The sequence below is a fragment of the Pseudohaemophilus parahaemolyticus genome (assembly GCF_938021905.1).
In the GTDB taxonomy this organism is placed as follows: Bacteria; Pseudomonadota; Gammaproteobacteria; order Enterobacterales; family Pasteurellaceae; genus Haemophilus_A; species Haemophilus_A parahaemolyticus_B.
Genome location: NZ_CALIFA010000067.1, coordinates 31621 through 58454, shown reverse-complemented (window position 1 = coordinate 58454; position 26834 = coordinate 31621). Strand labels below are relative to the sequence as shown.

The window sequence follows — 26834 nt, the reverse complement described above, 5'->3', positions numbered from 1 at the left end:
TGTTACCTTATTAGGTATGGGATTAACAATGGTAAGTACATTGATACTTGCCCGATTATTATCGGTTGATGACCGCGGAGCTCATCAACTCTTTATTACTTCTGTTTCTTATGCGGTGACTTTTGCAACGGGTGGGGTAGGCTTCTCATTTGCCCTTTCAATGCGAAATCAACAATATTGGGGGTGGCGAAAATATTTTATCGCATTCTTATTATTAGCCTTAATTGCCTCTACAATCGCAACGGCATTTTTTAATATAACAACATTTCATCTATTATTTGTTATCAATGTTTTATTAACCGCGATTATTACCATTACGCTAGAAAAAAGTAAAATTGATGAAAGCCTAAAAATTTATCGTGCAATCAATCTTCAGCAACCGATATTTTTAGTACTTGTTTATGGAACGGCTTATTTATTTGGGGGCGAGCAACCTCTTGAAATTGTTATTTATCTTTTAACTTTATATAGCATTATTCAATCTATTACTTGCTTATTTTATTTACATAAAATAGAAAGTAAATTCAAAAAGAAAGAAAATATACAACCGATAGAGCGTAAATTTTTCTTAAAAACGTGGATTAAACAGAATTTATATCAAACCTTTGGTGCAACTACTGCAAGTATTGATAAATTTTTAATTGTTGCTCTGCTAGGTCATTATACTTTGGGACTTTATACTGTTTGTATTACATTTGATTCATTAGTTACAAAATTTATTAATATGCTTACTGATTACTATTATTCAGGTTTATTAAATAACTTACATAGATTAAAAACAGTATTGGCAATTATTGCTTTGATGAGTTTAGGTGCTATTATTCTTGTCCCTCTTTTAGCAGAACCCGTGATTAAGTTCTTTTTTAGTGCTAAATATATAGAGGTTGCACCAGTCCTTATTTTCTTTGTTATCAACTCTATTATTGCAGGCTTATCTTGGCTATTTTCACAAAATATGCTCATTCAAGGAAAACAAGTTCTATTATTTATTAGTCAGATTATTTCCATTGCAGTCTTTGTGAGTTTATTCTACCTATTCAAAGGGCATCAATTATATGGCGTAGCCTATGCCTTGTTAGGGGCAAGTTTTACGAGACTGATCATCTCAACTATTTATTATTTTAAATATCCTATCGAAAAGTATAAAATTCTAGGCAAATAAAATGAAAAAATATTTAATTTCATTAGAGAAAGATGTAAAAAGACGAGAACTATTTTTCGCTCAACCTGACACCTCTGATTTTGAAATCTTTCGTGCTATCAACACAATGGCGTTAGAAGAAACAGAGTTACAGAATAGATTTAACTTTGAGAAATTTAAACAACGCTATCACCGCCTAGTCACTAAAGGGGAAATTGGTTGTACATTAAGCCATTTAGCTGTTTATCAACTGATTGCAGAAGATCAAACTATCAATGCTGGCGATTATGTTTTAGTATGTGAAGATGATGCACTCTTCGCTGCAAATTTTCAGCAAAATTTAACCGCTTTATTACAGCAAAACCTACAAGCGGATATTGTTTTAGTTGGACAATCAAAAATCCCTACTTTTAATGATGTAGAACTAAAAATTAACTATCCAAGTACATTTATATTCTGGCAAAAACGAATTGAAAATACAGGCTACACTTACTCTTATCCTTACAAAAATTATTTTGCAGGCACAGTAGCTTATTTAATTAAAAAATCGGCAGCATTACGTTTTCTTGCAGAGTTAGAAACGCATAAGCCATATTGGTTAGCGGATGATTTTATTCTATTTGGGCAAGATTTTAATTTAGATATTTTAGTTATTCGACCACTAATGGTTATTGAAAACCCGAATCTTGTGAGTAATTTAGAAGACTTACGTGGTTCATTAAAAAATAATCTATTTAAAAAACTACTAAAACTACCGCTTAAAAAAGCGTTAGCTATTAAGAGAAATTTATAATGAGTGCTTTAGTGAGTCTTTTTTATTTATACGATCCGTGGTTTTTGCATTTTATCCGAATGGGGCTAATAACAGGCTCCATCGTGCTACTATTTTTAGCTTATAAATGGTGGAATAAAAGTCAAAAAAGCGTGATTATTCCTAAAGATAGCCTGATTGCTTGCATCGCATTGCTGATTATTTCTACGATTCCTCTCATCATTAACGGCACTAAAGAAATAGGCGTATTGAGTATGTATGTCAAATCGTTGTTTGTGTTTATCTTGGGCATTGCGATTTATAACTTGTTTTACCAACACGAAAATGGCAAACCGCAACTTATCCGCGACCTAAAAATGGGTATTGGCGTGCAAGCCTTCATTGGCTTTTTTGCTTTGGTTGGCGTGCCGTTTATTATTGATCTTGCCACTAACACCAATTCCAATATGGGCGGGCATTTTGCTCGTTTTATTGGTTCAGAGCAGGAATATCGGCTCTATAATTTAACCTCGGCGGCATTTTTCCCGCTGAGCGTGTTTTACGTGCTGTTGCTTCACTTTATGCTTGCTTATCACGCAAGAACTCAAGCATTAAATCCAATTTGGCTCTTCTTGCTTTTGTGTATCGGGTTGATTGCGGGGCGATTATTTTTAACCTTTTCATTAGTAAGCTGCTTGCTTTATTTCCGCTGGCGTTATCTACCCGCATTACTTGCATTTATCGCATTAGTGCTCTATCTGGCTTATTTCCATACGGAAAATCGCTATGTTGAACACGCACTCGAACCCGTTATTAACCTGATTAACGGCGGAGAACGACTAAGTTCTTCAACCGATACGCTTATGAATAAACATCTTTTTATGCCAACAAATAAACAGCTCTTAATGGGCGATGGCTTATATTATCAACCGAATGGTTGGAGCTATTATGGCGGCTCTGACTCTGGTTTTATTCGCCAAGCCTTATATGGAGGCGTTGGTTATATGTTAGCTTGCTTTGCTTTCACCGCTTATTTTGTGAAAAGAGTGGCTGATAACTGGTTTAACGGTAGTTGGTTGTTTATTTTATCAACATTAGGCTTAATGACCATTTGGAACATTAAAGCAGATACTTACGCTTATCCAAGTGTAATGTTTGGCTTGCTGATGTTCCTCTCCCTATTTGGTACAAGCGGTAAAAATTTTATTATTTATTGCAAGAAAAAAGAGGAAGAAAATGTTTAGTATTATTGTCCCTTCCTATAATCGCAACACGGAAGTGCTTGAATTACTTGAGAGTTTAAAGGCTCAAACAGTTTATAATTTTGAAGTGATTATTGTTGATGACTGCTCACCACGAACTGTGGTTATTGAGCCAAACTATCCTTTTGAAGTAAAGGTTTTTCGTAACGAAATAAATCAAGGAGCAGCTGGTAGCCGTAATGTTGGTGCACAACTTGCTTCACAAGAGTGGCTCTTATTTTTAGATGACGATGATCGCTTTGCCAATAATAAATGTGAAGTGATTAGCCAATATATTGAACAACATCCACAAGTAAATTTTATTTACCATTCTGCCAAGTGTGAAATGGTAAATGAAAAATTCCAATATTTTACTAATCCAATTGAGCCAAATAAAATCAATTTAGATAATATTTTATTAGCCAATAAATTGGGCGGAATGCCAATGATGGGGATTAAAAAATCCTTTTTCATCGCCTTGGAAGGATTAAATTCAGAATTAAAATCATTGGAAGATTATGAATTTGCATTAAAAGTAGCAGATAGCCCCAATTTAAAAGCAGGATTTATTAATCAACCTTTGAGTATTTGTTACTTCCATACTAAGCGTTCAAGTGTTTCAACCAATACGGAGAATACCGAAAAGGCAATTGAATATATTGAGCATAAATATGTCAAAACAGAAAAGCAAAAACAAAACTTTGCCATTAACTCACTTTATATTCTCTCTTATATTTATGCGATGAATTTATCTCGCAAGGCGGCAAATTATTATTTTAAAATATTTAAACGTAGCCATAATATAAAGCATTTTGCTATTGCAATTATTAGCTTTATTTCGCCTAAATTAGCAATCAATATGAAAAGGTTTTTCTAATGGAATTTTCAGTATTAATGTCTCTTTATATTAAAGAGAATCCACAATATCTTAAAGAATGTTTTGAAAGTTTAAAAAATCAAACCCTACCCGCGACCGAAATAGTCGTATTATTTGATGGTGCTGTAACAACTGAATTAGAGGCAATTGTGACCGAATATGAGGCGATTTTGCCAATAAAAGCGGTGAAATTCCCTCAGAATCGTGGTTTAGGTAAAACACTTAATGATGGCTTAAATTATTGTAGCCACGAATGGGTTTTCCGTATGGATACCGACGATATTTGCGTGCCAGAACGTTTTGAAAAACAAGTAAAATTTATTCAGCAGCATCCAGATGTCATTATGCTCGGTGGGCAAATTGCTGAATTTGGCGAAAATATCAATGACATTGTGGCTTATCGTAACGTGCCCACCTCGCAGGAGAAAATTGTGCGTTTTACCCGTTTACGTTGCCCGTTCAACCATATGACCGTGGCTTATAAAAAATCAAAAGTACTTGAATGTGGTGGTTATCAAGGTTTGCAAGAAGATTACACGCTTTGGATTAAAATGGTGGCAACAGGCTTAAATGTAGCAAATTTATCAGATATTTTAGTTTATGCTCGCGTGGGAAATGGAATGGTTGGTCGCCGTCGTGGTTGGAAACAGTTCCAATACGAATGGGAGCTTTATAGACTTAAAAACCAAGTCAAAATTCAAAGCCCAATTTCAGGGCTTGCGATCTTCTTGATGCGTGCAATTCCAAGAATTTTGCCGTTAAGTTTGCTTCAGAGGGTTTATAAACTCCTAAGAAAATAATCTAATACCTTTTCTATTTTTCAGCTTACAGTTGTTCTCTTTTTCTGGATTTCCAGTTTCAAATCCAGTATATTAGCGAACAATTGTTAGCTGAAATATTAAGGTATTATTAGATGTCTGCTTTAGATTTTCATTTTGTTAACCGTCTTCGTTTTCAAGCAAAAAATTTCGCAAATTGCACCGCTTTACGTTTCCAAGAACAAGGAAAATGGTGCAATATGGAATGGTCAACCTTTCAACAAGAGATTGATAACATCTCGCTTGCTTTAATTACTCAAGGTATTGAAATTCAAGATAAAATTGGTATTTTTGCAAACAATATGCCACGCTGGAGCATTGCCGATTTTGGGGCAATGCAAGCACGTGTTGTGACCGTGCCAATTTACGCCACCAACACGCCTTCACAAGTTGAATATATTATCAACGATGCTGATATTAGAATTCTCTTTGTGGGCGAACAAGCTCAAATGGATTGTGCTATTCAAATAGCGAACAACTGTACACAATTAATCAACATTGTGGCAATGAAATCAAGTATCAATCTTCATAATCATCCTCTCGCTTGCTATTGGGAAAACTTCATTCAAGTTGACAAAAATATGGTCGTACTTGAAGCTCGTCTTGCATCGAAACGTTTGGATGATCTCTTTACGCTGATTTATACCTCTGGCACAACGGGCGATCCAAAAGGTGTGATGTTGGATTATGCAAATTTGGCTCATCAGCTTCAATCGCATGATCAGGCTCTCAATATTAGCGAGCAAGATATTTCACTCTCATTTTTACCGCTTTCACATATTTTCGAACGTGCTTGGGTTGCCTATATTTTCCATCGTGGGGCAACTAACTGCTATTTAGAAAATACCGACCAAATTCGTCAAGCACTGGTTGAAATCAAACCTACGGTGATGTGTGCTGTACCTCGATTCTATGAAAAAATTTATGCTGCGGTGTTAGATAAGGTTGAAAAAGCACCATTTATCCGCAGAACGCTTTTCCATTGGGCGATACAAGCGGGCGAAAAACATTATCAATCTGCCAAACCTTCTCGCTGGTTAAAATGGCAACATAAATGGGCAGACAAACTTGTGCTTTCAAAACTACGTGCCTTATTAGGTGGACAAGTACGAATGATGCCTTGTGGCGGAGCGAAATTAGAACCTACCATCGGTAAGTTTTTCCATAGCTTAGGCGTGAATGTCAAATTAGGCTATGGAATGACTGAAACCACCGCAACCGTTTCTTGCTGGGAAGATCACGGTTTCAACCCTAATTCCATTGGTAAATTAATGCCAAATACGGAAGTGAAAATTGGCGAAAATAACGAAATTTTAGTCCGTGGCGGAATGGTCATGCGAGGCTATTATAAAAAGCCTGAAGAAAGCGCTAATGCCTTTACAGCCGATGGCTTCTTAAAAACGGGAGATGCAGGCGAGATAGATGAGCACGGCAATTTGCACATTACCGACCGTATTAAAGAGTTAATGAAAACTTCAAATGGCAAATATATCGCACCACAATATATTGAAGGGAAAATCGGCAAAGATAAATTTATTGAGCAAATTGCGATTATTGCTGATGCGAAAAAATATGTTTCTGCCTTGATTGTGCCATGCTTTGATAGCCTTGAAGAGTATGCGAAGCAGTTGAATATTAAATATCAGGATAGATTAGAGCTGATTAAGCACTCTGAAATTATCCAGATGTTTGAAAAGCGCTTACACGAAGTGCAGAAAGAGCTAGCAAGTTTTGAGCAAGTTAAAAAATTCACGCTTCTACCCCAAGCTTTTAGCCAAGCGATGGAAGAGATCACGCCAACGCTGAAATTACGCCGCAAGGTGATTATGCAGCGTTATCGAGAGCAGATTGAGAAAATGTATGTTTAATAAAAATTGGCTTAAAGTCTTATAGCACAAGGTTTTAGGCCCATTTTTTAAAAGATGAGTCAGTTTTATATGGTGGCTATAGTGATACAGAATTTAAGGAAAAAATCTCAGCCACAATCGGGTGAAGCATTGAAAATAATGGCAAAATTATTGGTAAAAAGTTCAAAAAATGACTTTTCTCGTCGTTTATATGCTTGGTTTATAAAATATGAGGATTTTTTAAATAAAAAGAGTTGCTAATATTTTGAAAAATAAACATTAACAACTCTTTTGTCTACTATACCTTTTTATGAGTGATTGGTTATATCTAAATATAACTTCTGGCTATTCTTCGCCTAACAATTTAAGCTCACGCCCACGTACTTGGTTTTTCAAGATCTCTGCAAATTCTTCAACCTTGAAAGTGCCTAAATCTGCGCCTTTACGAGTACGCACGGCGATTTTACCTTCTGCGATCTCTTTATCTCCACATACAAGCATATATGGCACACGGCGTAAGGTATGTTCGCGGATTTTAAAGCCCACTTTTTCGTTACGAAGGTCTGCTTTCACGCGTAAGCCTGCATCAGATAAGGTTTTCATCACTTGTTGCACATAGTCTGCTTGGCTGTCGGTGATGTTCATGACCACCGCTTGCGTTGGTGCTAACCACGCAGGGAAGAAGCCTGCATATTCTTCGGTGATGATACCGATGAAACGCTCGATAGAACCTAAAATAGCACGGTGGATCATCACAGGTGTGCGGCGACCATTGTCTTCCGCCACATAAGAGGCATCTAAGCGACCTGGTAATGCAAAGTCTAATTGCACCGTACCACATTGCCATTCACGGCCTAAGCAGTCACGCAATGCGAACTCAATTTTCGGGCCATAGAATGCACCTTCACCTTCTTGAATTTCGTATTCTAAACTGTTGTGTGCTAATGCTGCGGCTAAGCCTGCTTCAGCACGATCCCACATTTCATCTGAACCGATGCGGTTTTCAGGGCGAGTTGAAAGTTTCACAGCAATGTTTGTAAAGCCGAAAGTACTGTAAATATCGTAAACCATACGGATGCAGCTGGTTACCTCAGATTCGATCTGATCTTCGGTACAGAAAATGTGGGCATCATCCTGGGTGAATCCACGCACACGCATCAAACCGTGTAAAGAACCTGATGGCTCATTACGATGACAAGAACCAAATTCTGCCATACGAATTGGTAAGTCGCGGTAAGATTTCAAGCCTTGGTTGAAGATCTGAACGTGACCTGGGCAGTTCATCGGTTTGATTGCATATTCTCGGTTTTCAGATTGTGTGGTGAACATTAAATCGGCGTAGTTTTGCCAGTGACCAGTTCTTTCCCATAACACGCGATCCATCATAAACGGACCTTTCACCTCTTGGTAATCGTACTCTTTTAATTTGGTACGCACGAAAGTTTCAAGCTCGCGGAAAATCGTCCAGCCATCATTATGCCAGAACACCATACCTGGTGCTTCTTCTTGCATATGGTATAAGTCTAACGCTTTACCGATTTTACGGTGGTCGCGTTTTGCCGCTTCTTCTAAGCGTTGTAAATATTCGGCTAATTGTTTTTTATCCGCCCAAGCTGTGCCGTAAATACGTTGCAACATTTTGTTTTTGCTGTCGCCTCGCCAGTAAGCCCCCGCCACTTTTTGAAGTTTGAAGTGGTGGCAGAAACGCATATTTGGCACATGTGGGCCACGACACATATCAATATATTCTTGGTGATGATATAACGCAGGCGTTGCGGTGCGTTCAATGTTTTCATCTAAAATCGCCATTTTGTATGGCTCGCCACGTTGCTCGAAAGTGTCGCGGGCTTCTTGCCAGCTCACGCGTTTTTTCACCACATCATAGTTGGTTTTTGCCAACTCAAGCATACGTTTTTCAATCGCATCAATATCTTCTTGGGTTAAAGAGCGATCTAAATCCACATCGTAATAGAAGCCGTTTTCAATCGTTGGACCGATTGCCATTTTCACGTCTGGGAATAATTGTTTGATAGCGTGACCAAGCAAGTGAGCACAAGAGTGGCGGATAATTTCTAAACCGTCTTCATCTTTTGCGGTAATGATTTCTAATGTTGCATCTTGATCGATAAGATCGCACGCATCACGGCGTTCACCGTTTACACGACCCGCGATAGTCGCTTTGGCAAGCCCCGCACCGATAGATTGGGCAACCTCTAAAACAGAAATAGGATTGTCAAATTGGCGTTGTGAGCCATCTGGTAAAGTAATAATTGGCATTTTTTTATCCTTACAGTGGTAACCCATACGACAGGCTACTTGTTAAATTTGAAAAAAATTCGAAAGAAAAAACCGCTTGCAAGCGGTCAATTTCTTAGTTTGATTTGCAATGCGCATTATTTCCCGTACTAATGGGGAATAAGAGCGGGGGTATTTTAGCATAAAGATGACAAAAAATAATCTTTCTAATTTAAGCTATTTTTTTGTTATATAACTCAAAACTCAGCCTCCGCCGTAAACGTCATTCTCTCGCCCGTAATAGGATGCGTAATGGTTAAACTTTCAGCGTGTAAGCAAAGTCTTGGGGCAAGGCTTTTTGCTAGTGGGTTAGCATAGAATTTATCACCTAGAATGGGATGCCCTAGCGCCAAAGAGTGTACACGCAACTGGTGAGAACGCCCTGTAATTGGAGTAAGTTTTACTCTCGTGGTATTGTTTGGCAAATGCGCTAACACTTCATAATGGGTAATCGCTTTTTTACCACGTTCGTAGCAGATTTTTTGACGTGGGCGATTTTCCCAGTCGCAAATTAGTGGGAAATTCATCTCGCCCGTATCGCCCACTTTCTCGCCTAATTTGCCCCATAACAGCGCAATATAATGCTTTTTCGGCTCACGTTCGCGAAATTGGCGTTTCAACTCTTTTTCTGCCACTTTGCTTAATGCAAACAATAAAATACCGCTTGTTGCCATATCCAAACGGTGAGCAGGTTCGGTAAAGCCATATTTTTTCTGCACGCGGGTCATTGCACTGTCAAAATATTCGGGACGATTACCTGGAACGGAAAGTAATCCGCTCGGTTTGTTGATCACTAAAATATGGTTATCGCGGTAAACCTCATCTAAAAAAGGTTCAAGCGGTGGGTAGTATTCGATAAGTGCCATAATTATTCCTGATTACTCACAATCACGCGTAAACTATCCAATCTCCAATTCGCCAGTTCAAGCTGCGCCAGCGTTTCATTCAATTGCTGTTCAAGGGCTTGGATTTCATCATCACGAATATTTTTATTCACCGATTTCAACGCTTCCAAGCGGTGTAATTCGGCTTGTAATTTGCTATTCGCCTCAACTTTCGCTTGTGCAATGATTTCCGCAGCTTGTTCCGCCACTTTTTGTTCGCTCACACGAATCAGTTTCTCGATATTGCGACGTGCCATTTTCACAATTTGGTTTGCCATTTGGCGATTTACAGGCTTGAGCTGTTTTTCCAAACCATTAAACGACACTTGCGAGGCAAGATTATTACCCTTCGCATCCATCAATACGCGAATTGGTGTTGGTGGCAAGAAGCGAGTGAGATTCAAGCCTTTTGGTGCTTGCGTTTCCACCACAAAAATAGTTTCGAGCAACAAGGTGCCGGCAGGCAAGTTTTTGTTAATCAGTAAGGAGACCGCAGATTTACCAATATCGCCAGCGGTAATCAAATCAATGCCGTTGCGGATCATCGGGTGATCCCACGTTAAAAAGTCAAGTTCTTCACGCATTAACGCCAATTGGCGGTTGAAGGTCACCGTATTGCCTTCTTCTGAAAGTCCTGGAAAATCTGGCACGAGCATATGCCCCGTTGGGCGAATCACGATGCTTTGCTCGCCCAAATCTTCTTGCTCCACGCCAATTACATCAAATAAATTTAAAGCAAAATTCACCAATTGTGGTTGATTATCTTGCTTGCCAATTTCTTCGGCTAATTGTTGGGCTTGCCCGCCACCGTTGGAATTCAGTTCTAGCAAGCGATCTCGCCCGCGTTCCAACTCAGCTTTCAAGGCTTTTTGGCGTTTATTGGTTTTTGCAATTAGTTCTGAAAATCCGTCCGCTTGTGGGTTGAGGAAATAAGTCCCCAAGGCTTCGCCAAATTCACGATAAAGTGCCGTACCCATTGGGCAAGTTTCTTCAAAAGCGTTCAAGCCTTGATGATACCAATCGGCAAGCACGGCTTGTGCAGAATTTTCAAAACAAGGCACGTGAATTTTGATGTCGTTTTTCTGACCAATACGGTCTAAACGCCCGATACTTTGCTCCAATAAATCAGGATTATCCGGCAAACCAAACAATACTAAATTGCTGGCAAACTGGAAGTTTCTACCTTCTGAACCAATGCTAGAACTAATCAGCACCTGCGCACCTTCTTCTTGTTGAGCAAAGTAAGCAGAGGCTTTATCACGCTCCACAATCGACATTTTCTCGTGAAATACCGCCGAGCGAATTGCTTCTTTCTCGCGTAAAATTTGCTCAAGTGCAATTGCCGTTTCCGCGTGTTTACAAATCACTAAGATTTTCTCGTCGCGGTGATTTTTCAGGAAAGTGATCAACCATTCCACACGCGGGTCGAACTCTGTCCAACGTGCATTTGGATTGAAACGTTGGAATAGACGTTCTGGGTAAAGACGGTCGCTCATCTGTAACGCCCCCATTGTGCCCATCACTTTCAACGCATTTGCATATTGGTTCGGTAATTCAAGGCTGATTTGATGATACTCACGGTGCGGGAAGCCTTTTACGCCTTGACGTGTATTGCGGAACAACACACGGCTTGTGCCGTGGCGGTCAATCAACTCTTTTATCAACTCTTGGCGAACTTGCAAGCGGTCAGATTCTGCCGATTTTTTGCTATTGATGATTTTAAACATCGGCTCGGTGTCTTCTTCGCCCAATAATTCTGCAATCGCATTCTGCTCTGCATCACTCAACGGTTTGTCATTTAACAAGGTCACCACTGCATCTGCAACAGGTTGATACGCATTTTGCTCCTGCTCAAAGGCGGAATAATCGTAGAAACGATCGGCATCTAACAAGGCAAGGCGAGCAAAATGGCTCTCTTGTCCAAGCTGTTCAGGCGTTGCGGTAAGTAGCAAGACAGACGGAATCTGTTTCGCCAATTTTTCCACCAATTGATAGGCAACCGAAGGCGCTTCTTCCGACCACGCAAGATGGTGTGCCTCATCGACAATCAACATATCCCATTCGCATTCCAATACTTGTTTGGCACGATTTGGCATGGTTTCTAGCCAATCAATGGACGCAATCACCATTGATTCACTTTCAAACGGATTTTCGCTTGCGTCGTTGCCCTCTTCGTCTGCTTTGTCGAAATCGGCACAGCGCTCTTCATCAAACAGCGAAAAACACAGGTTGAAACGACGAAGCATTTCTACTAACCATTGATGTTGCAAGCTTTCAGGCACAAGCACCAACACGCGTTCCGCTCTGCCCGCAAAAATTTGTTGTTGTAAAATCATCCCTGCTTCGATGGTTTTTCCTAAACCCACTTCATCAGCAAGTAATACACGTGGTGAGAGACGTTGCCCCACTTCTTTGGCAATATGCAATTGATGCGGAATCAGACTAGCACGAATGCCTCGCAAACCACGCAACGGAGATTGGAACTGCGCTTGTTGATGCTGCAAAGCTCGATAGCGGAGCGAAAAACGATCTGAACGGTCGATTTGTGCCGAAAATAGACGGTCTTGCGGGCGGCTAAAACTGACTTTGTGATCAAGCAACATTTCAGGCAAAACGCTTTCTTCTTGATTATCCGTTCGTTTGCCTAAATAAAACGCCACACCTTGATTATCCATCACTTGCGTAACCTGCATTTTCCAGCCTTCTTGAGCGGTAATTACATCGCCCACTTGGAACTGCACGCGGGTAAGCGGTGCATTTGAAACCGCATAAATTCGCTCATCTTCCGCAGCAGGGAATTGAATAGTCACCGTGCGGTTATCTACGTTTGAAACTAAACCTAAACCTAAATTATTTTCGGATTCGCTAATCCATCTTTGCCCAACGACAAACATTTTCGCCTCTTTTTTCTGTATTTATTAAGGCAATATTTTAGCAAATTTAAGCCTTGCATTCACGCACTCATTAGCCTTCAAAGCAAGGCATTTGGTGAAGTGTTCGAATTTTAGTAGAATAACCGATAATTTTTAGCTAAGCATCATGACAATTTTATGGCTCTTTTTTATACTCCAAATACCGCAAAGCACACTGCAAAAAAATCTCCAAAATCCACCGCTTGTCAAACTGTCAAAATTCAATCTTTAGATTATCAAGGTTTAGGCGTGGCAAAACTCAATGGCAAAACTTGGTTTATTGAAAATGCCTTGCCTGATGAAGAAGTGGAAATTCAAACGCTAGAAGAAAAACGCCAATATGGGCGAGCGAAAGCGGTCAAAATATTGGAAAAATCTGCAAAACGTCAAACGCCTTTTTGCCAATATTATGCCAAGTGTGGTGGCTGCCAAATGCAACATATCAACCTCGAATTGCAACGCGAGGCAAAGCAAAAAGCACTATTTCATCGCCTACAAAAATTGCAAGCTACACCTATTGATTTTCAACCTATGATTGTTGGAAGCGACAAATATTACCGCCGCCGAACTCGATTAAGCATTGCTCAACAAAAAAATGAGTGGGTGATGGGCTTTAGGCTGCAAAATTCTAACCAAATCATACCGCTTGAACGTTGCGATATTTTAGAGAAACCACTTGCCAATTTACTGCCGAAACTGCAACAGCTTGTGGCGATATGGCAAAACAAAAAATTGCTTGGGCATATTGAGCTCGTGCTTACTGATAATGGCATTGCAATGTTTTTGCGCCACTTGGGCGAAATCAATGAGAAAAACCGCACAACGCTGCTTCAATTCGCAGAAAAAGAGCAACTCTCGCTATTTGTAATGACGGAAGAAAATCAGCTAGAACATTGGTTTGGCGAGCTTCCTTACTATAAAATCAACGGCTTGACGCTCCATTTCGGGATTCGTGATTTTATTCAGGTAAACCGTGAATTGAATCAGAAAATGGTCGAAACAGCCTTAAATTGGCTCGATATCCAACCGCAAGATCGCATTTTAGATCTCTTCTGTGGAATGGGAAATTTCACGCTACCGATTGCGCAAAAAGCCAATTATGTTGCGGGCGTAGAAGGCGTGCAAGAGATGGTGGCCCAAGCCAATAAGAATGCCAAAACAAATGGCTTAAGCAATGTTGAATTTTTCCAAACCAACTTGGATGAACGCTTTGCCGATCAGCCTTGGGCAGATAAACCATTCAACAAAGTGTTGTTAGATCCTGCCCGCAACGGTGCATTGTTTGCCTTAGATCACTTATGCGAACTCAATCCTGAGCGTATTGTTTATGTCTCTTGCAATCCAGCCACTTTGGTTCGAGATGCTGAGAAACTGATTCAAGCGGGCTATAAATTAGCAAAATCAGCAATGATTGATATGTTTCCGCATACAGGTCATTTGGAATCGGTGTCAGTGTTTGTAAAACATCCATAAGCTATATGCCTAGCAAATAATCGACCATCATCCCCGCAATATCTTTGCCAGAAACTTTTTCAATCCCTTCTAAACCAGGGCTCGCATTCACTTCTAGAATCATCGGGCCTTGCTTGGTGCGGATTAAATCAACGCCTGCAACATCTAATCCAATGGCTTTTGTTGCTTGAATAGCAATCTGCTTTTCTTCCTCTGTCAGTTCAATGCTTTCAGCTTTGCCACCTTGGTGTAAATTTGCACGAAAATCCCCATTACCTGCTGTGCGTTGCATACTTGCGACTACTTTATCACCAATAACAAAAGTACGAATATCTTGCCCTCGGGTTTCGGCTATAAAATCTTGTACTAAGGCTTTTTCTCCCACTTGTTTTAGCATTTTTAGCTTATTTAAGGCTGTGCTTTTCTCCTCATATAATTCTACACCAGTACCTTGCATACCGACTAATGTCTTGAGTACGATTGCAGGAAAATGCAAAGCCAATTGTGAAGAGCTTTTAACTAATTCGCCAATGTAACTTGTTGAGGGAATAGGCAAACCATAAGCTACGAGCAATTGCAAACTTTGCCATTTGTCTCGAGCTAATCGGAAAGCTTGGGCACTATTTAGTACTTTTGTTTTTTTGATTTCAAAATGCTGCAACACATAACAGCCCATCTCTGTGCTTGTTGCTCCGAAACGAGGAAGCACAGCGTGATATTCATCGAGCTGTAACTCTTGTTCGGACGTCTGATAGAATAATCTAGCGGTCGATTTTCCTTCAACATTTGCAAGTTTAAGCAGCATTCGATTTGGGTCGAGGATATCGAGCAAAATGCCACGCTGTTCGCATGCAGTTTTAATCCGTTGGCAGCTATATAAGCGTGGCTCACGACAGAGCATCAACCATTTTATAGGGAAATTAGCCATTACAAATTGCCTAAAATATCTAACGCATCACTGAGTTTTTTCACGCCAAAAACTTCCATTCCCTTAATCGATTTTTTGGGCATATTCCCAAAAGGCACAATGGCACGTTTGAAGCCGTGTTTAGCCGCCTCAGAAATACGTTCTTGACCACTTGGCACAGGGCGAATTTCGCCCGCTAAACCCACTTCGCCAAATATCACGAGATCTTGCGGAAGTGGTCGGTTTCTAAAGCTAGAAATTAAGGCGAGAATTAAGGCTAAGTCTGCACTGGTTTCCGTCACTTTTACGCCGCCCACTACGTTGACAAATACATCTTGGTCTGACATTTGCAATCCACCGTGGCGGTGTAAAACAGCAAGCAATAGTGATAAGCGATTGTGATCTAAACCCACAGCAACACGGCGCGGGTTGGCAAGCATTGAATGATCGACTAAGGCTTGAATTTCTACCAAGAGAGGGCGAGTTCCTTCCCAAAGCACAACCACAGAACTGCCTGAAACCAACTCATCGCTACGGCTTAAAAAGATTGCAGATGGATTTTTAACTTCACGAAGTCCTTGTTCCGTCATCGCAAACACACCTAGCTCATTTACGGCACCAAAACGGTTTTTTTGGCTGCGCAAGGTACGATAGCGAGAGTCCGATTCACCTTCTAACAAGAGTGAAGCATCAATTGCGTGCTCTAAAACTTTAGGACCGGCAAGCGTACCATCTTTGGTTACGTGCCCCACCATAATAATTGCCACTTGGCGGGTTTTCGCATAGCGTGTGAGGAATGAAGCACATTCACGCACTTGAGAAACCGAACCTGGTGAAGATTGAATATCTGAAAGGTGCATCACTTGAATAGAGTCAATCACCATAATTTGGGGTTTTTCTTGATCGGCAATGTTACAAATATGCTCAACCGAGGTTTCAGAAAGCATTTTGAGGTGTTCGGTTGGTAAGCCTAAACGGTTCGCGCGCATTGCCACTTGTTGCAGTGATTCCTCACCTGTCACATATAGCGTAGGGATTTCTTTAGATAATCCGCACATTACTTGAAGTAGTAGCGTACTTTTCCCCGCCCCAGGGTGACCGCCAATCAGAATGGCTGAACCAGGCACAACGCCACCACCCAACACACGATCGAGTTCATTAAATCCGCTGCTAAAACGTGGCACTTCTTGCAAGCTGATTTCAGAGAGTGCTTGCACTTTGCCTGAAGTTTCGCCCGCATAGCCACTAAAGCGGTCGTTTTTTTTACTTTCTTTGGCAGAAACCAAACGAATTTCGCTGATGGTGTTCCACGCATAGCACTCTTTACATTGCCCCATCCACTTGGAATATTCCGCGCCACAATCGCTACACACATAAGCCGTTTTTGGTGCTTTTGCCATATTAAACCTCAATCCTAAACTGAAAAATTGGCGAAATACTAGCAAAAAACACTGAATGAATAAACACTAAAAATGTTTATTTTTTCGAGCACGCTCGAAAATTTAAACATTGGTACTCGCCAAAACAGAAAAAATCCGCAAACTTTAAGGGCGTGAATAACACGCATATTGATTTAAAAGGAAATTTAACGAATGAAATCTTTAACGAAAAAGCCTCTTTTTCTTAAGCCTACAAAGGCATTTACCTTGATTGAATTAATGATTGTGATTGCCATCATTGCCATTCTAGCGACCATTGCGATCCCTTCTTATACCACCTATACGCAAAAAGCGGCTCTCTCTGAGCTGCTAAGAGCTTCTGCTTCATATAAATCCGATGTAGAGGTTTGCATTTACAACACTGGTGAGGTAACGAATTGTTCAGGCGGTTCAAATGGTGTACAAGCAAACAAAGCCTCAAGTGACGAAACTAAATACTTGAAATCTGTTTCTGTTGCGAGCGGGGTAATTACGGTAGCAGGTAAAGGCAATATTGATGGATTTGGCTATACCATGACGCCAACCTTTAGCTCCAATACGATTAGTTGGAAAACAACTTGTACGGGCTCTGATACAAGTTTATTCCCTGCAAATTTCTGCTCTACAAGCTCAACAAACTAATAGAACCATTCTCAAGCGGTCAATTTTGACCGCTCTTTTACTAATAAATCACTTATAACAAAAAACTATGACTTACACTGTTTGCGATTTAAACACTCAAAATATTTTTGAAATCTCTGAGCGCCAATGGCAGAAAAATTGCGAAGAGAAAACGATTCTTTTGCGTTATTTAGCCATTCCCGTGAAAGAAGATAAAGAGAAATTATGGCTTGCTATTGATGATTTGAATAATCTGACCGCTTATGAGATCTTTTCCTTTATTGCTCATAAAGAGATTGAACCCATTTTAATTTCTACCGAGGAATTAAAATACCTATTAAATGAGCTTTCGCCTAAAAAAGATATTATTTATGAAACAACAGAAATTATTTATTCAGAAAACAACCAGCAAGTAGAATTAGACTATAATGATCCAGTAATTCATCTGCTAGATGAATTATTTAATTATTGTCTACAGAAAAATGTTTCCGATATTCATTTAGAACCACAGAAAAATAGATTTATGATCCGCTTGCGGATTGATGGCGTTTTGCATATTTATAAAACGCTATCTCTGAATTTATCTAGTCGAATTATTTCCAGATTAAAAATTCTCGCAAAATTAGATATTAGCGAAACTCGTTTACCGCAAGATGGACAATTCCACTTTAAAACAAAAATTTCTGACACTTTAGATTTTCGTGTTTCTACATTGCCAACTAATTTTGGTGAAAAAATAGTACTGCGTTTGCAAAAAAATAAACCTATTGATTTAGATTTTTTAGAACTTGGATTTAATCAAAACCAGAAAACAATTTTATTAGATGCATTAAATCAACCACAAGGTTTAATATTGGTAACAGGCCCAACAGGTAGCGGAAAAAGTATTACATTATATAGTGCACTTAGTTATTTAAATCAGAGTGAAAAACATATTCTAACTGCTGAAGATCCAATAGAAATAGAGATTGAAGGCATCATTCAAACGCAAGTTGATCGTGGTATTGGGTTAGATTTCAGCCAATTATTACGCACCTTTTTACGTCAAGATCCCGATATTATTATGTTTGGTGAAATTCGAGATGAAGAAAGTGCTCAAATGGCACTTCGAGCCTCACAAACAGGGCATTTAGTGCTTTCAACGCTTCACACTAACGATGCACCATCAGCAGTGGAACGCCTTTTGCAACTTGGAATTAAAGAGTTTGAATTAAGAAACAGCTTACAATTGGTGATTGCTCAACGCCTAGTTAGAAAAATCTGCACGCATTGTCAAGGCAATGGCTGTGAGCATTGTTATCAGGGCTACAAAGGACGAATTGGTGTGTATCAATTACTGTCAAAAAATGGAAAAGAATTTGAAAAATCGACCGCTTGTTTAGATTTTTCTACTTTAGCGGAAAGTGCAATACAAAAATATCAAGAAAATAAAACTAATTTATCAGAAATACAACGAGTATTAGGCTATGTTTAAGGTATATGAATTTCATTGGAAAGCGGTTAATCGTTTTCAGCAAAAACAGAAAGGGAAATTATTAGCTCGAAATCAAACCGAATTAGAACAAAGGTTAATTAAAAAAGGTTTTCAGCAAATTAAAATCAGTCGGAATTTTATTTTACCTAAAAACCCAAAATCTGAAGAGGTGACTCAACTTATCTCTCAACTTGCTTTACTCATCAATGCCAAACTACCATTAAAACAAGCACTGTCACTCATTTTAGAGAACACACAAAATATAAAGCTATATTTGTGGCTTGAAGAAATAATACGTTCAGTTGAGTTAGGTTATTCTTTTTCAACATCATTAGAAAATTTAAATCGTTATGTAGAGAGTCAAGAAATTCAGCTTATCAAAATGGGAGAAATAAGTGGAAAACTAGGAATAATACTTGAAAATATAGCTAAATCCAGATCTGAAAGTGAAAAATTATTTTCGAAAGTGAAGAAGATTATGTTTTATCCTGTAATGGTATTAGTTGTTGCTTCAACTCTTTCAATTGGAATGTTGATACTCATTGTGCCTAAATTTGCAGAATTATATAGTGCGAAAGATAAAACATTGCCTTTTATTACAGAGGTACTCTTTTTTCTCTCTAATTTATTGATTGATAATTATACATTTATGCTTTTTTTATTTGTGCTAAGTGGCATTTTACTCTCCTTTTTAGCTAAAAAAACAACGATAATCACAAAAATTAAATACCATATATTAAGTAATTCTCCTGTATTTAAAAATATTATAGCTCAATCACGCATTATTTATTTTACTCAAAATGTAGCCTTAATGCTGAATGCCAGCCTTCGGTTAGATCTTATTTTAGAAACTTTTGTATCAAATAAACAAGCTGATCCTATTTTACAAAAAGAGTGTCAGTCGGTATTAACGCTGATTAAACAGGGTTACGCTTTTTCCGAATGTTTAAACACGGATGTATTTGAAAGCCAGACCGTGCAAATGTTATCTGTTGGTGAACGAAGCGGAAAATTGGCTGAAATGAGCGAATATGTTAGCCAAATCTATAAAAAGAAATTAGATGATCAGCTTGATATTTTATCTCAGCTGCTTGAGCCAGCATTGATGGTGATTCTCGGTGGCATTGTTGGCACTATTATTGTTGGGCTTTATTTGCCAATTTTTGATATGGGTTCTTTAGTTGAATAAAATGAATTTAGTAAAGTTTTTGGAAATTTTAACCGCTATATTATTCGCTTTCTGGTTTAGAAAAGAAATTCCTCTATTTGCCAAGCGAATAAATCAACAAACTTATGATGAATTTTATTCTCTAGTGGATTTTCAGCTAGATTATAGTGATTTTGAAAAAAAATCTAATTTAAAAGCAAAACAGAGTAAATTATCTATTCTGTTTTACTTTATTTTTCCTTTAATAACATTGTTGAATCAAAATTATCTTATTTCAGTCGTAATAATTATTTTATGTTTTCTTAGCGTATTGGATATACTTTATTATCTTACTGATATTCGTTATTTAGCTATTTTATTTTTACTCACACTCTATAAAGGAAATTTAGAGACATTCTATTTTACGGTCCTTTTCTTTATTTTTATTCACTTTTTCTCTATTTTCCTTCTAAAAAAGGAAGGTTTTGGGCTGGGAGACAGTTTATTATTAATCGCTTTATCTCCTCTTTTTACATTAGATCAGATGTTACAACTCGTGCTTATTGCCTCAATGTTAGGAATAACATACTGCCTAGCAGAACGATACATTACTTCGCAAAAACGGCAAAAATTGCCTTTTATTCCGTTTATTAGTATGGCAACTTTTATTATAATTTACCTCAACTAATCATAAATTGAGGATAAAAAATGCCTTATGTTGTTGGATTAACGGGCGGTATTGGAAGTGGGAAAAGCACCATTGGCAATCTATTTTCAGTGCTTGGAGTGCCTGTGATTGATGCCGATATTATTGCCCGTCAAGTCGTTGAAAAAGGCTCACCATTATTAGCAGAATTAGTCTCTCATTTTGGTATTGATGTTCTTACAGAACAAGAGGAGCTAAATCGAGCTAAATTACGCGAAATTATTTTCTCTCATCCTAATGAAAAAACGTGGCTAAATCAATTGCTTCACCCTGCTATTAGAAATGAAATGCTTGCTCAAGTGGAACAATGCCAGCAGCCTTATGTAATTTTAATGGTGCCATTATTGATTGAAAATAATTTGATCCATTTATGTGATCGTATTTTAGTTGTGGATGTATTGCCTGAAACACAAATAGAAAGAGCCACAAAACGCGATAACAATAAAGCAGAGATAATTCAAAATATTATGGCATCACAAGTTTCAAGAGAAAAGAGATTAAGTTATGCCGATGATATTATTGATAATAATCAACCGCTTGAACAAAATTTAGAAAAAATAAAAAAACAAATAAATGAACTTCACCAAATTTATTTGAAAAAAGCAGAGGAAAAGCAATGTCAGAATTAGTCGTAGAATGTCCAACTTGTCAGAAAAAAGTAGAATGGAAAGCCGAGAATAAATATCGCCCATTTTGTAGTAAACGTTGTAAACTCATTGATTTTGGTGAATGGGCTAATGAAGAAAAACGTATTGTAGGTGTTGAATATGATATGTTCTCTGAAGACTTAGAGAAATATTAAAAACTCCCCTAGTAAAGTAGCTATATATTTTTAGATGACTATATTTAGAAATAACCAATCACTTATAAAAAAGTAAAAGAGAGCAAAATAATTTACTCCCTTTTTTATCCCTATTGATTTTCAATCACTAGTTTTTCATCTTGATAATCCACCACAACAGGTCGGCTTGGTAATAATTTACCGCCGAGAATTTGTTGAGCAAGTGGGTTTTCAAGCTCTTGTTGGATTGCACGTTTAAGTGGGCGTGCGCCGAACAATGGGTCGAAACCTGCTTTGCCAATATGGTCGATGGCTGCGTCGGTGATGGTCACTTCATAGCCACGCTCTGCCATACGTTTGATCAAACGTTCTAATTGAATGCGTGCAATTGAACGAATGTGTTCTTGACCAAGTGAGTGGAACACGACGGTTTCATCAATACGGTTGATGAACTCTGGGCGGAAGTGTTGGCTTACCACCGACATCACCACTTCTTTCAATTCGCCATAGGTTGCATTTGGCATTTCTTGAATGAGGTGTGAGCCTAAGTTTGAGGTCATAATCACCACGGTATTGCGGAAATCTACGGTTCTGCCTTGTCCATCTGTTAAGCGTCCATCATCTAACACTTGAAGCAAGATGTTGAACACATCTGGGTGGGCTTTTTCCACTTCGTCCAATAACACCACAGAGTATGGGCGACGGCGAACGGCTTCAGTTAAGTAACCGCCTTCTTCATAACCCACATAACCTGGAGGAGCACCGACTAAACGTGAAACGCTATGTTTTTCCATAAATTCCGACATATCAATGCGCACCATCGCATCAGGATCGTCAAATAAGAAATTCGCCAAAGTTTTGCAAAGTTCAGTTTTACCTACCCCAGTTGGACCAAGGAACAAGAACGAACCAATCGGTTTGTTCGGATCTGATAAGCCAGCACGGCTACGGCGAATGGCATTTGCGACCGCTTCTACCGCTTCATTTTGACCAATCACACGAGCGTGTAATACACTTTCCATACGAAGTAATTTGTCTTTTTCGCCTTCCATCATTTTAGACACAGGAATACCTGTTGCTTTAGAAAGCACTTCCGCGATTTCTTCATCAGTTACTTTAGTGCGGAGTAAGTGGTTTTCGCCGCCTTCTTCTTCCTGTTTTACCGCTTCTTGCAATTGTTTTTCAAGTGCAGGGATTTTGCCATATTGTAACTCAGACATTTTCTCAAAGTTATTTTCACGGCGAGCCTGATCCATCGCAATACGTGCGTTTTCTAACTCAGTTTTAATGTGCTGTGTACCTAGTAATGCAGATTTTTCTGCTTTCCAGACTTCTTCTAATTCAGAGTATTCACGCTCTTTAGCGGTCAATTCTTCATCTAATTTTGCAAGGCGTTGGCGGCTCGCTTCATCTTCTTCTTTTTGTAACGCTTGGCGTTCCAATTTTAATTGAATAATACGGCGTTCCAATTTATCTAGCGGTTCTGGTTTAGAATCAATTTCCATACGTAAGCTAGATGCTGCTTCATCAATTAAGTCGATGGCTTTATCTGGCAATTGACGGTCGCTGATGTAACGGTGCGAAAGCACTGCTGCCGCTACAATTGCAGGGTCGGTAATTTGAACGTGGTGATGGATTTCATAACGCTCTTTTAAACCACGCAAAATTGCGATCGTATCTTCAACACTTGGTTCATCAACTAATACTTTTTGGAAACGACGTTCTAATGCTGCGTCTTTTTCAATATATTGGCGATATTCGTCTAAGGTTGTCGCCCCAACACAGTGCAATTCACCGCGAGCAAGAGAAGGTTTGAGCAAGTTGCCTGCATCCATTGCACCGTCAGTTTTGCCTGCACCGACCATTGTGTGAATTTCATCAATAAAGAGGATTACCTGCCCTTCTTCTTTTGCTAGCTCATTTAAGACCGCTTTTAAGCGTTCTTCAAACTCACCGCGATATTTTGCTCCTGCAATCAATGCTCCCATATCAAGGGAAAGCACACGTTTGTTTTTCAATCCTTCAGGCACTTCACCGTTTACAATACGTTGTGCTAAACCTTCTACAATCGCAGTTTTACCCACCCCTGGTTCACCAATTAACACTGGGTTATTTTTAGTTCGGCGTTGTAGTACTTGCACTGCACGGCGGATCTCTTCATCACGACCAATCACAGGATCTAATTTGCCTGCTTTGGCACGTTCAGTTAGATCAATAGTATATTTTTGTAATGCTTGTCTGGTTTCTTCTGCGTTTTGATTATTCACGGCTTCTCCCCCACGAATTTGGCTAATTGCTTGTGTAATTTTTTCTTTTGTTAAGCCAAGTTTTTTCAATAATTTGCCTAAATCGCCATTGTCATCGATGGCGGCAAGTACGAACAATTCAGATGAAATAAAACTATCGCCGAATTGTTGTGATAATTTATCTGCTTGATTTAATAAGCGAATAGTTTGTTGCGAAAGTTGTGTTGTGCCACCCTGAACTTGTGGTAAGCGGTCTAAAATTGCGGATAATTCACTTTCTAACTGTTTTGGTTGAACGTTTAATGCAGTAAAAAGTGGAGCAATTGAACCATCTGCTTGTTTTAATAAAGCATAAAGTAAATGGGCTGGTTCAATGTATCCGTTATCTTTGCCGACGGCTAAAGACTGAGCTTCAGCTAAGGCTTCTTGTAATTTTGTTGTGAATTTTTCAAAGTTCATATTCTTTCCTCTTTATTTGAATTTGTACCCGTTTCACATTAGCGTGAAACTTTAGTATTACACTAAATGGAGCTTGACAAATGAATTTCAAGAGAAAAATGTGAACTAGATCACATTTTTTTGCGTTTATTTTCTTTTTATGCTAGCAAATGTTAAGAAGTTGATCATTATCAAGAAATTTTATTCTTAAATCGTTAGACTAGCATCTATTACCCTTTAAGGGGTATGAATTACAATGAAAACAAATAACCAGAAGGGACTTTATAATGAAAAAAACAGCATTAGCACTTATGTTAGGTGGGGTATTATTAGCAGGAACAGCTACAGCGCACGAAGCTGGAAGTGTAGTTATTCGTGCAGGTGCAATTACTGTGGATGCAAATTCAGGCTCAAAAGCATAAACCGCCGTAGATGTGGGTTTAAAAGTAAAAAATGACACACAACTTGGTTTAACGGGTACTTATATGTTAACCGATAACATCGGTGTGGAATTATTAGCAGCAACCCCATTCTCACATAAAATCAATGCGAATGTGCCGGCACTTAACCTTGATTTAGGTCGTGCAGCAATCGTAAAACAATTGCCACCAAGCCTTTATGCTCAATACTACTTCTTTAACGCTGATTCAGCAGTTCGCCCTTATGTGAGTGCAGGTTTGAACTATACTCGTTTCTACCATGCAAAATCAGTTCACCCAGCGGTTACTAATTTACAAGTGAAAAAACATTCATTTGGCTCAGTGGCTAACATGGGGGTAGATGTAAAATTAACTAAAAACATCTATTTTAACGCCGCAGCGTGGTACACACATATCAAAACCACTGCTAAATTCCAAGCACTTGGCTTAGATCACGAAGTGAAATTAAAACTTGATCCAATGGTTTACTTTGCAGGTTTTGCAGTCAAATTCTAATTGATTCAAAATCCAAAGAAGAACACAAATCAAGAGCGGTCAATTTTAAGCGGAATTTTACAAATCAAACGGAGGCTCATTTCTTTGAGCTTCCTTTTTCCCTATATTACTTTCGGAAACTTCAAAATCTCTTCTGGCAAGCGTAAGCCTGAGATTTCAATCACCATAACTCTTTGCGAAATTGCATTAATTCTTCGGTGGTAAACTTCACCGCATCGCCCCCAAGTTATCCATTAAGTAATAGCCTTTTGTCGTACCTGTCGTTTTATCAAGTAACCTCACGAATACCTTGATGGTCATGATCATGTGCTTAGCAACGATGTGCTTTTTACTTTTTCCTACTGTGATAATTTCGATTGTGGTAACGAAAATTTTGCGGGCAGTGTTATAAATATAAAATAAAAATTAACCTCGTTAAATAAAATTTAAACGAGGTTTTATCATTTAGAATGTATTATTCCGAAACAAAGTTATTCCTGGAAATTTATTCTACTTTTTCTTCAACAATTTTTTGATCTTTAATATCATCTAATTTGATATCTTTTACAAAACCTTTGTTATCAAAATAAACGAGTAATGTGCGGCGGATTGGATCATTATGCCCTTCACGCTTGATAAAAACATAATCCCAACGATTTTGAGCAAAAACATCGCGAAGTAGTGGCGTACCAAGTAAATATTGAACTTGCTCTTGATTCATTCCTACTTTTAATTGGTCAATTTTATCTTGCTCTAAATAGTTACCTTGTGGAACATCAATGCGATAGACCACTTTATTAACCGTTGAACACGCAGTGATCCCCATTGCAACGAAAGCAATGGCTAAAAGAGATTTCATTTTCATATCTATACCCTAAATTAAAATTATTACAAATAATACCGAAATTATTCGGAAAAAACTATTACTTATTGCGTTCAAGCTGATCACGTAAGTTAGCGGGTAATCCTTTGATTGTTAAAGTATCATTTAGTTCATCCCAAATTAAACGCGTACCTAATAATTCCGCATTAAAACTAATCGTTACACCCTTTCCTGAGCCTGAATATTTGGTTAAGCCTTTTAAAGCATTTCGAACGGGGGGAATTGATTCTTCCAAACCGTACTCTTTCTCTTGAGTAAATTGAGCAAAATTTAATTCATTTAAGGTTGGTAAAGATTCAGAAAGCTCGTTGATCGCAATCTCTTCCCCTTGATTGATTTGTCCTTTGCAATATTCAAACGCTTGTTTTTTAACTTCTCGAGTTTGCGATGCAGAAAGTTCACCTTGCTCGCAAAAATCATTTACCGCTTGCAATAAGGTTTGGTTTTGCACCTGTGGGTTTAGTCCCTCTTCGGCACTTAAAAAATCCATAAAGAAATCGGCAACTTTACGCCCTACTCGCCCTTTAATAAAGGTAAGATAACGGTTTGAAGTGGCATTAATACGGAGTTCCGTCAAGTTAATGCGGCAAGCAATATCGTATTGAGTAATGTCCAAATATTGTGTGCTTTTTACCTCTAAATGCTCATCTACCAAAATAGAAGAGCGACTATCTATTAACGCAATAAAGAGATAATCAGTCGCTAAAAAATTATATCGACAGAGAATAAAGGTACCGCCAGAAGCAAAAGGATATTTTGCCAATTCAGTCGCTAACATATTGGCAGATTGATGGCTAAATAGCAGAAAATCTGTCTCTTTTTCCAAAAAACGATTAAGCTGTTGTGCAAATACAGATTCACTCTTGAACACGCCATAACCCTTCGCTTTGTTCTGATACGCTTGGTGTAATTGCAACATCATTTGCTCGGCAGCGGGGCTTATTGGCAGTAATTCCTCGCGTAACACCGTTTTGAGTTCAACATTCTCGCCTTCTACCTGATGTTGAATTTGGTGTAAAACAATTTCTTCTAAATTTATACTCATATTTTTATTGTGTTAGATATAAAAATGGGATTAAAA

At 38.6% G+C, this 26834-nt stretch carries 21 protein-coding genes and 1 pseudogene; 14 read left to right on the top strand and 8 right to left on the bottom strand.

Features of this window, described 5'->3' with window-relative positions:
* Positions 1–28 precede the first annotated feature (28 nt).
* The 6 genes from QMF79_RS06920 (at position 29) to QMF79_RS06895 (ending at position 6696) form a co-directional block, all read left to right on the top strand.
* On the top strand, positions 29–1162 hold the full coding sequence (locus QMF79_RS06920) for a lipopolysaccharide biosynthesis protein (RefSeq protein WP_281773263.1): 1134 nt from the start codon (positions 29–31) through the stop codon (positions 1160–1162).
* Between the two features lies 1 nt (position 1163).
* A complete protein-coding gene (locus QMF79_RS06915; RefSeq protein WP_040216610.1) occupies positions 1164–1934 on the top strand; it encodes a glycosyltransferase family 25 protein in 771 nt (256 codons plus the stop codon).
* On the top strand, positions 1934–3136 hold the full coding sequence (locus QMF79_RS06910; protein ID WP_281773252.1) for a hypothetical protein: 1203 nt from the start codon (positions 1934–1936) through the stop codon (positions 3134–3136). The genes QMF79_RS06915 and QMF79_RS06910 overlap by 1 nt, the downstream gene beginning before the upstream one ends.
* Positions 3129–4010 (top strand): glycosyltransferase family 2 protein, encoded by an 882-nt coding sequence (locus QMF79_RS06905; RefSeq protein ID WP_281773251.1) that lies wholly within the window; start codon positions 3129–3131, stop codon positions 4008–4010. The genes QMF79_RS06910 and QMF79_RS06905 overlap by 8 nt, the downstream gene beginning before the upstream one ends.
* On the top strand, positions 4010–4810 hold the full coding sequence (locus QMF79_RS06900; protein WP_281773250.1) for a glycosyltransferase family 2 protein: 801 nt from the start codon (positions 4010–4012) through the stop codon (positions 4808–4810). Before QMF79_RS06905 ends, QMF79_RS06900 begins: the two co-directional genes overlap by 1 nt.
* 113 nt (positions 4811–4923) lie before the next feature.
* Positions 4924–6696: an AMP-dependent synthetase/ligase gene (locus tag QMF79_RS06895; protein ID WP_281773249.1), complete on the top strand. Its 1773-nt coding sequence runs from the start codon at positions 4924–4926 to the stop codon at positions 6694–6696.
* Positions 6697–7020: 324 nt separating this feature from the next.
* Here QMF79_RS06895 and thrS read toward each other — a convergent pair whose 3' ends face one another.
* The 3 genes from thrS to rapA all read right to left on the bottom strand — a co-directional run bounded on the left by thrS (position 7021) and on the right by rapA (position 12748).
* Entirely contained in the window at positions 7021–8952 is a 1932-nt protein-coding gene (thrS, locus tag QMF79_RS06890; RefSeq protein WP_281773248.1) for a threonine--tRNA ligase, read from the bottom strand.
* A 215-nt stretch (positions 8953–9167) separates the two neighbouring features.
* Complete coding sequence (gene rluA / locus QMF79_RS06885) at positions 9168–9836, bottom strand: bifunctional tRNA pseudouridine(32) synthase/23S rRNA pseudouridine(746) synthase RluA (protein WP_281773247.1); 669 nt, start codon at positions 9834–9836, stop codon at positions 9168–9170.
* A 2-nt stretch (positions 9837–9838) separates the two neighbouring features.
* The gene (rapA, locus tag QMF79_RS06880) at positions 9839–12748 is read right to left on the bottom strand and encodes an RNA polymerase-associated protein RapA (RefSeq protein ID WP_281773246.1); all 2910 of its coding nucleotides are present in this window, start codon (positions 12746–12748) and stop codon (positions 9839–9841) included.
* A 156-nt stretch (positions 12749–12904) separates the two neighbouring features.
* Here rapA and rlmD point away from each other — a divergent pair, with 156 nt between their 5' ends.
* Complete coding sequence (rlmD, locus tag QMF79_RS06875) at positions 12905–14239, top strand: 23S rRNA (uracil(1939)-C(5))-methyltransferase RlmD (protein ID WP_281773245.1); 1335 nt, start codon at positions 12905–12907, stop codon at positions 14237–14239.
* A 1-nt stretch (position 14240) separates the two neighbouring features.
* Here rlmD and QMF79_RS06870 read toward each other — a convergent pair whose 3' ends face one another.
* The gene (locus QMF79_RS06870) at positions 14241–15131 is read right to left on the bottom strand and encodes an ATP-grasp domain-containing protein (RefSeq protein ID WP_281773262.1); all 891 of its coding nucleotides are present in this window, start codon (positions 15129–15131) and stop codon (positions 14241–14243) included.
* Positions 15132–15145: 14 nt separating this feature from the next.
* Positions 15146–16525, bottom strand: a complete 1380-nt coding sequence (gene radA / locus QMF79_RS06865) for a DNA repair protein RadA (protein WP_281773244.1) — start codon at positions 16523–16525, stop codon at positions 15146–15148.
* A 192-nt stretch (positions 16526–16717) separates the two neighbouring features.
* Between radA and QMF79_RS06860 the strand changes: the two genes are divergently transcribed.
* From QMF79_RS06860 to yacG, 6 genes are all read left to right on the top strand, one after another.
* Positions 16718–17185, top strand: a complete 468-nt coding sequence (locus QMF79_RS06860; protein ID WP_281773243.1) for a pilin — start codon at positions 16718–16720, stop codon at positions 17183–17185.
* A 67-nt stretch (positions 17186–17252) separates the two neighbouring features.
* Positions 17253–18638 (top strand): GspE/PulE family protein, encoded by a 1386-nt coding sequence (locus QMF79_RS06855; protein ID WP_281773242.1) that lies wholly within the window; start codon positions 17253–17255, stop codon positions 18636–18638.
* On the top strand, positions 18631–19827 hold the full coding sequence (locus QMF79_RS06850; RefSeq protein WP_281773241.1) for a type II secretion system F family protein: 1197 nt from the start codon (positions 18631–18633) through the stop codon (positions 19825–19827). The genes QMF79_RS06855 and QMF79_RS06850 overlap by 8 nt, the downstream gene beginning before the upstream one ends.
* Positions 19828–19846: 19 nt before the next feature.
* Positions 19847–20473 carry a prepilin peptidase gene (locus tag QMF79_RS06845; RefSeq protein ID WP_281773240.1) on the top strand — a complete coding sequence of 209 codons (627 nt, stop codon included), beginning with the start codon at positions 19847–19849 and terminating at the stop codon, positions 20471–20473.
* 20 nt (positions 20474–20493) lie between these two features.
* Complete coding sequence (gene coaE, locus QMF79_RS06840) at positions 20494–21120, top strand: dephospho-CoA kinase (RefSeq protein WP_281773239.1); 627 nt, start codon at positions 20494–20496, stop codon at positions 21118–21120.
* Positions 21108–21293 (top strand): DNA gyrase inhibitor YacG, encoded by a 186-nt coding sequence (yacG, locus tag QMF79_RS06835; protein WP_281773238.1) that lies wholly within the window; start codon positions 21108–21110, stop codon positions 21291–21293. The genes coaE and yacG overlap by 13 nt, the downstream gene beginning before the upstream one ends.
* Before the next feature lie 110 nt (positions 21294–21403).
* On the opposite strand, the gene clpB is transcribed toward yacG, so the two are convergent.
* On the bottom strand, positions 21404–23977 hold the full coding sequence (gene clpB / locus QMF79_RS06830) for an ATP-dependent chaperone ClpB (protein WP_281773237.1): 2574 nt from the start codon (positions 23975–23977) through the stop codon (positions 21404–21406).
* 266 nt (positions 23978–24243) lie between these two features.
* Here clpB and QMF79_RS06825 point away from each other — a divergent pair.
* A pseudogene (locus QMF79_RS06825) lies at positions 24244–24891 on the top strand (OmpW/AlkL family protein).
* 484 nt (positions 24892–25375) lie between these two features.
* Here QMF79_RS06825 and bamE read toward each other — a convergent pair.
* Positions 25376–25735 carry an outer membrane protein assembly factor BamE gene (gene bamE / locus QMF79_RS06820; protein WP_040216583.1) on the bottom strand — a complete coding sequence of 120 codons (360 nt, stop codon included), beginning with the start codon at positions 25733–25735 and terminating at the stop codon, positions 25376–25378.
* A 58-nt stretch (positions 25736–25793) separates the two neighbouring features.
* Positions 25794–26798: a nucleoid-associated protein YejK gene (yejK, locus tag QMF79_RS06815; RefSeq protein WP_281773236.1), complete on the bottom strand. Its 1005-nt coding sequence runs from the start codon at positions 26796–26798 to the stop codon at positions 25794–25796.
* Positions 26799–26834: the final 36 nt, after the last annotated feature.

Excerpts from the sequence above, each read along its gene's own strand:
- QMF79_RS06920 (WP_281773263.1), top strand. The coding sequence starts at position 29 with ATGGTAAGTACATTGATACTTGCCCGATTATTATCGGTTGATGACCGC.
- QMF79_RS06915 (WP_040216610.1), top strand. The coding sequence starts at position 1,164 with ATGAAAAAATATTTAATTTCATTAGAGAAAGATGTAAAAAGACGAGAA.
- QMF79_RS06910 (WP_281773252.1), top strand. The coding sequence starts at position 1,934 with ATGAGTGCTTTAGTGAGTCTTTTTTATTTATACGATCCGTGGTTTTTG.
- QMF79_RS06905 (WP_281773251.1), top strand. The coding sequence starts at position 3,129 with ATGTTTAGTATTATTGTCCCTTCCTATAATCGCAACACGGAAGTGCTT.
- QMF79_RS06900 (WP_281773250.1), top strand. The coding sequence starts at position 4,010 with ATGGAATTTTCAGTATTAATGTCTCTTTATATTAAAGAGAATCCACAA.
- QMF79_RS06895 (WP_281773249.1), top strand. The coding sequence starts at position 4,924 with ATGTCTGCTTTAGATTTTCATTTTGTTAACCGTCTTCGTTTTCAAGCA.
- thrS (WP_281773248.1), bottom strand. The coding sequence starts at position 8,952 with ATGCCAATTATTACTTTACCAGATGGCTCACAACGCCAATTTGACAAT.
- rluA (WP_281773247.1), bottom strand. The coding sequence starts at position 9,836 with ATGGCACTTATCGAATACTACCCACCGCTTGAACCTTTTTTAGATGAG.
- rapA (WP_281773246.1), bottom strand. The coding sequence starts at position 12,748 with ATGTTTGTCGTTGGGCAAAGATGGATTAGCGAATCCGAAAATAATTTA.
- rlmD (WP_281773245.1), top strand. The coding sequence starts at position 12,905 with ATGGCTCTTTTTTATACTCCAAATACCGCAAAGCACACTGCAAAAAAA.
- radA (WP_281773244.1), bottom strand. The coding sequence starts at position 16,525 with ATGGCAAAAGCACCAAAAACGGCTTATGTGTGTAGCGATTGTGGCGCG.
- QMF79_RS06860 (WP_281773243.1), top strand. The coding sequence starts at position 16,718 with ATGAAATCTTTAACGAAAAAGCCTCTTTTTCTTAAGCCTACAAAGGCA.
- QMF79_RS06855 (WP_281773242.1), top strand. The coding sequence starts at position 17,253 with ATGACTTACACTGTTTGCGATTTAAACACTCAAAATATTTTTGAAATC.
- QMF79_RS06850 (WP_281773241.1), top strand. The coding sequence starts at position 18,631 with ATGTTTAAGGTATATGAATTTCATTGGAAAGCGGTTAATCGTTTTCAG.
- coaE (WP_281773239.1), top strand. The coding sequence starts at position 20,494 with ATGCCTTATGTTGTTGGATTAACGGGCGGTATTGGAAGTGGGAAAAGC.
- yacG (WP_281773238.1), top strand. The coding sequence starts at position 21,108 with ATGTCAGAATTAGTCGTAGAATGTCCAACTTGTCAGAAAAAAGTAGAA.
- clpB (WP_281773237.1), bottom strand. The coding sequence starts at position 23,977 with ATGAACTTTGAAAAATTCACAACAAAATTACAAGAAGCCTTAGCTGAA.
- bamE (WP_040216583.1), bottom strand. The coding sequence starts at position 25,735 with ATGAAAATGAAATCTCTTTTAGCCATTGCTTTCGTTGCAATGGGGATC.
- yejK (WP_281773236.1), bottom strand. The coding sequence starts at position 26,798 with ATGAGTATAAATTTAGAAGAAATTGTTTTACACCAAATTCAACATCAG.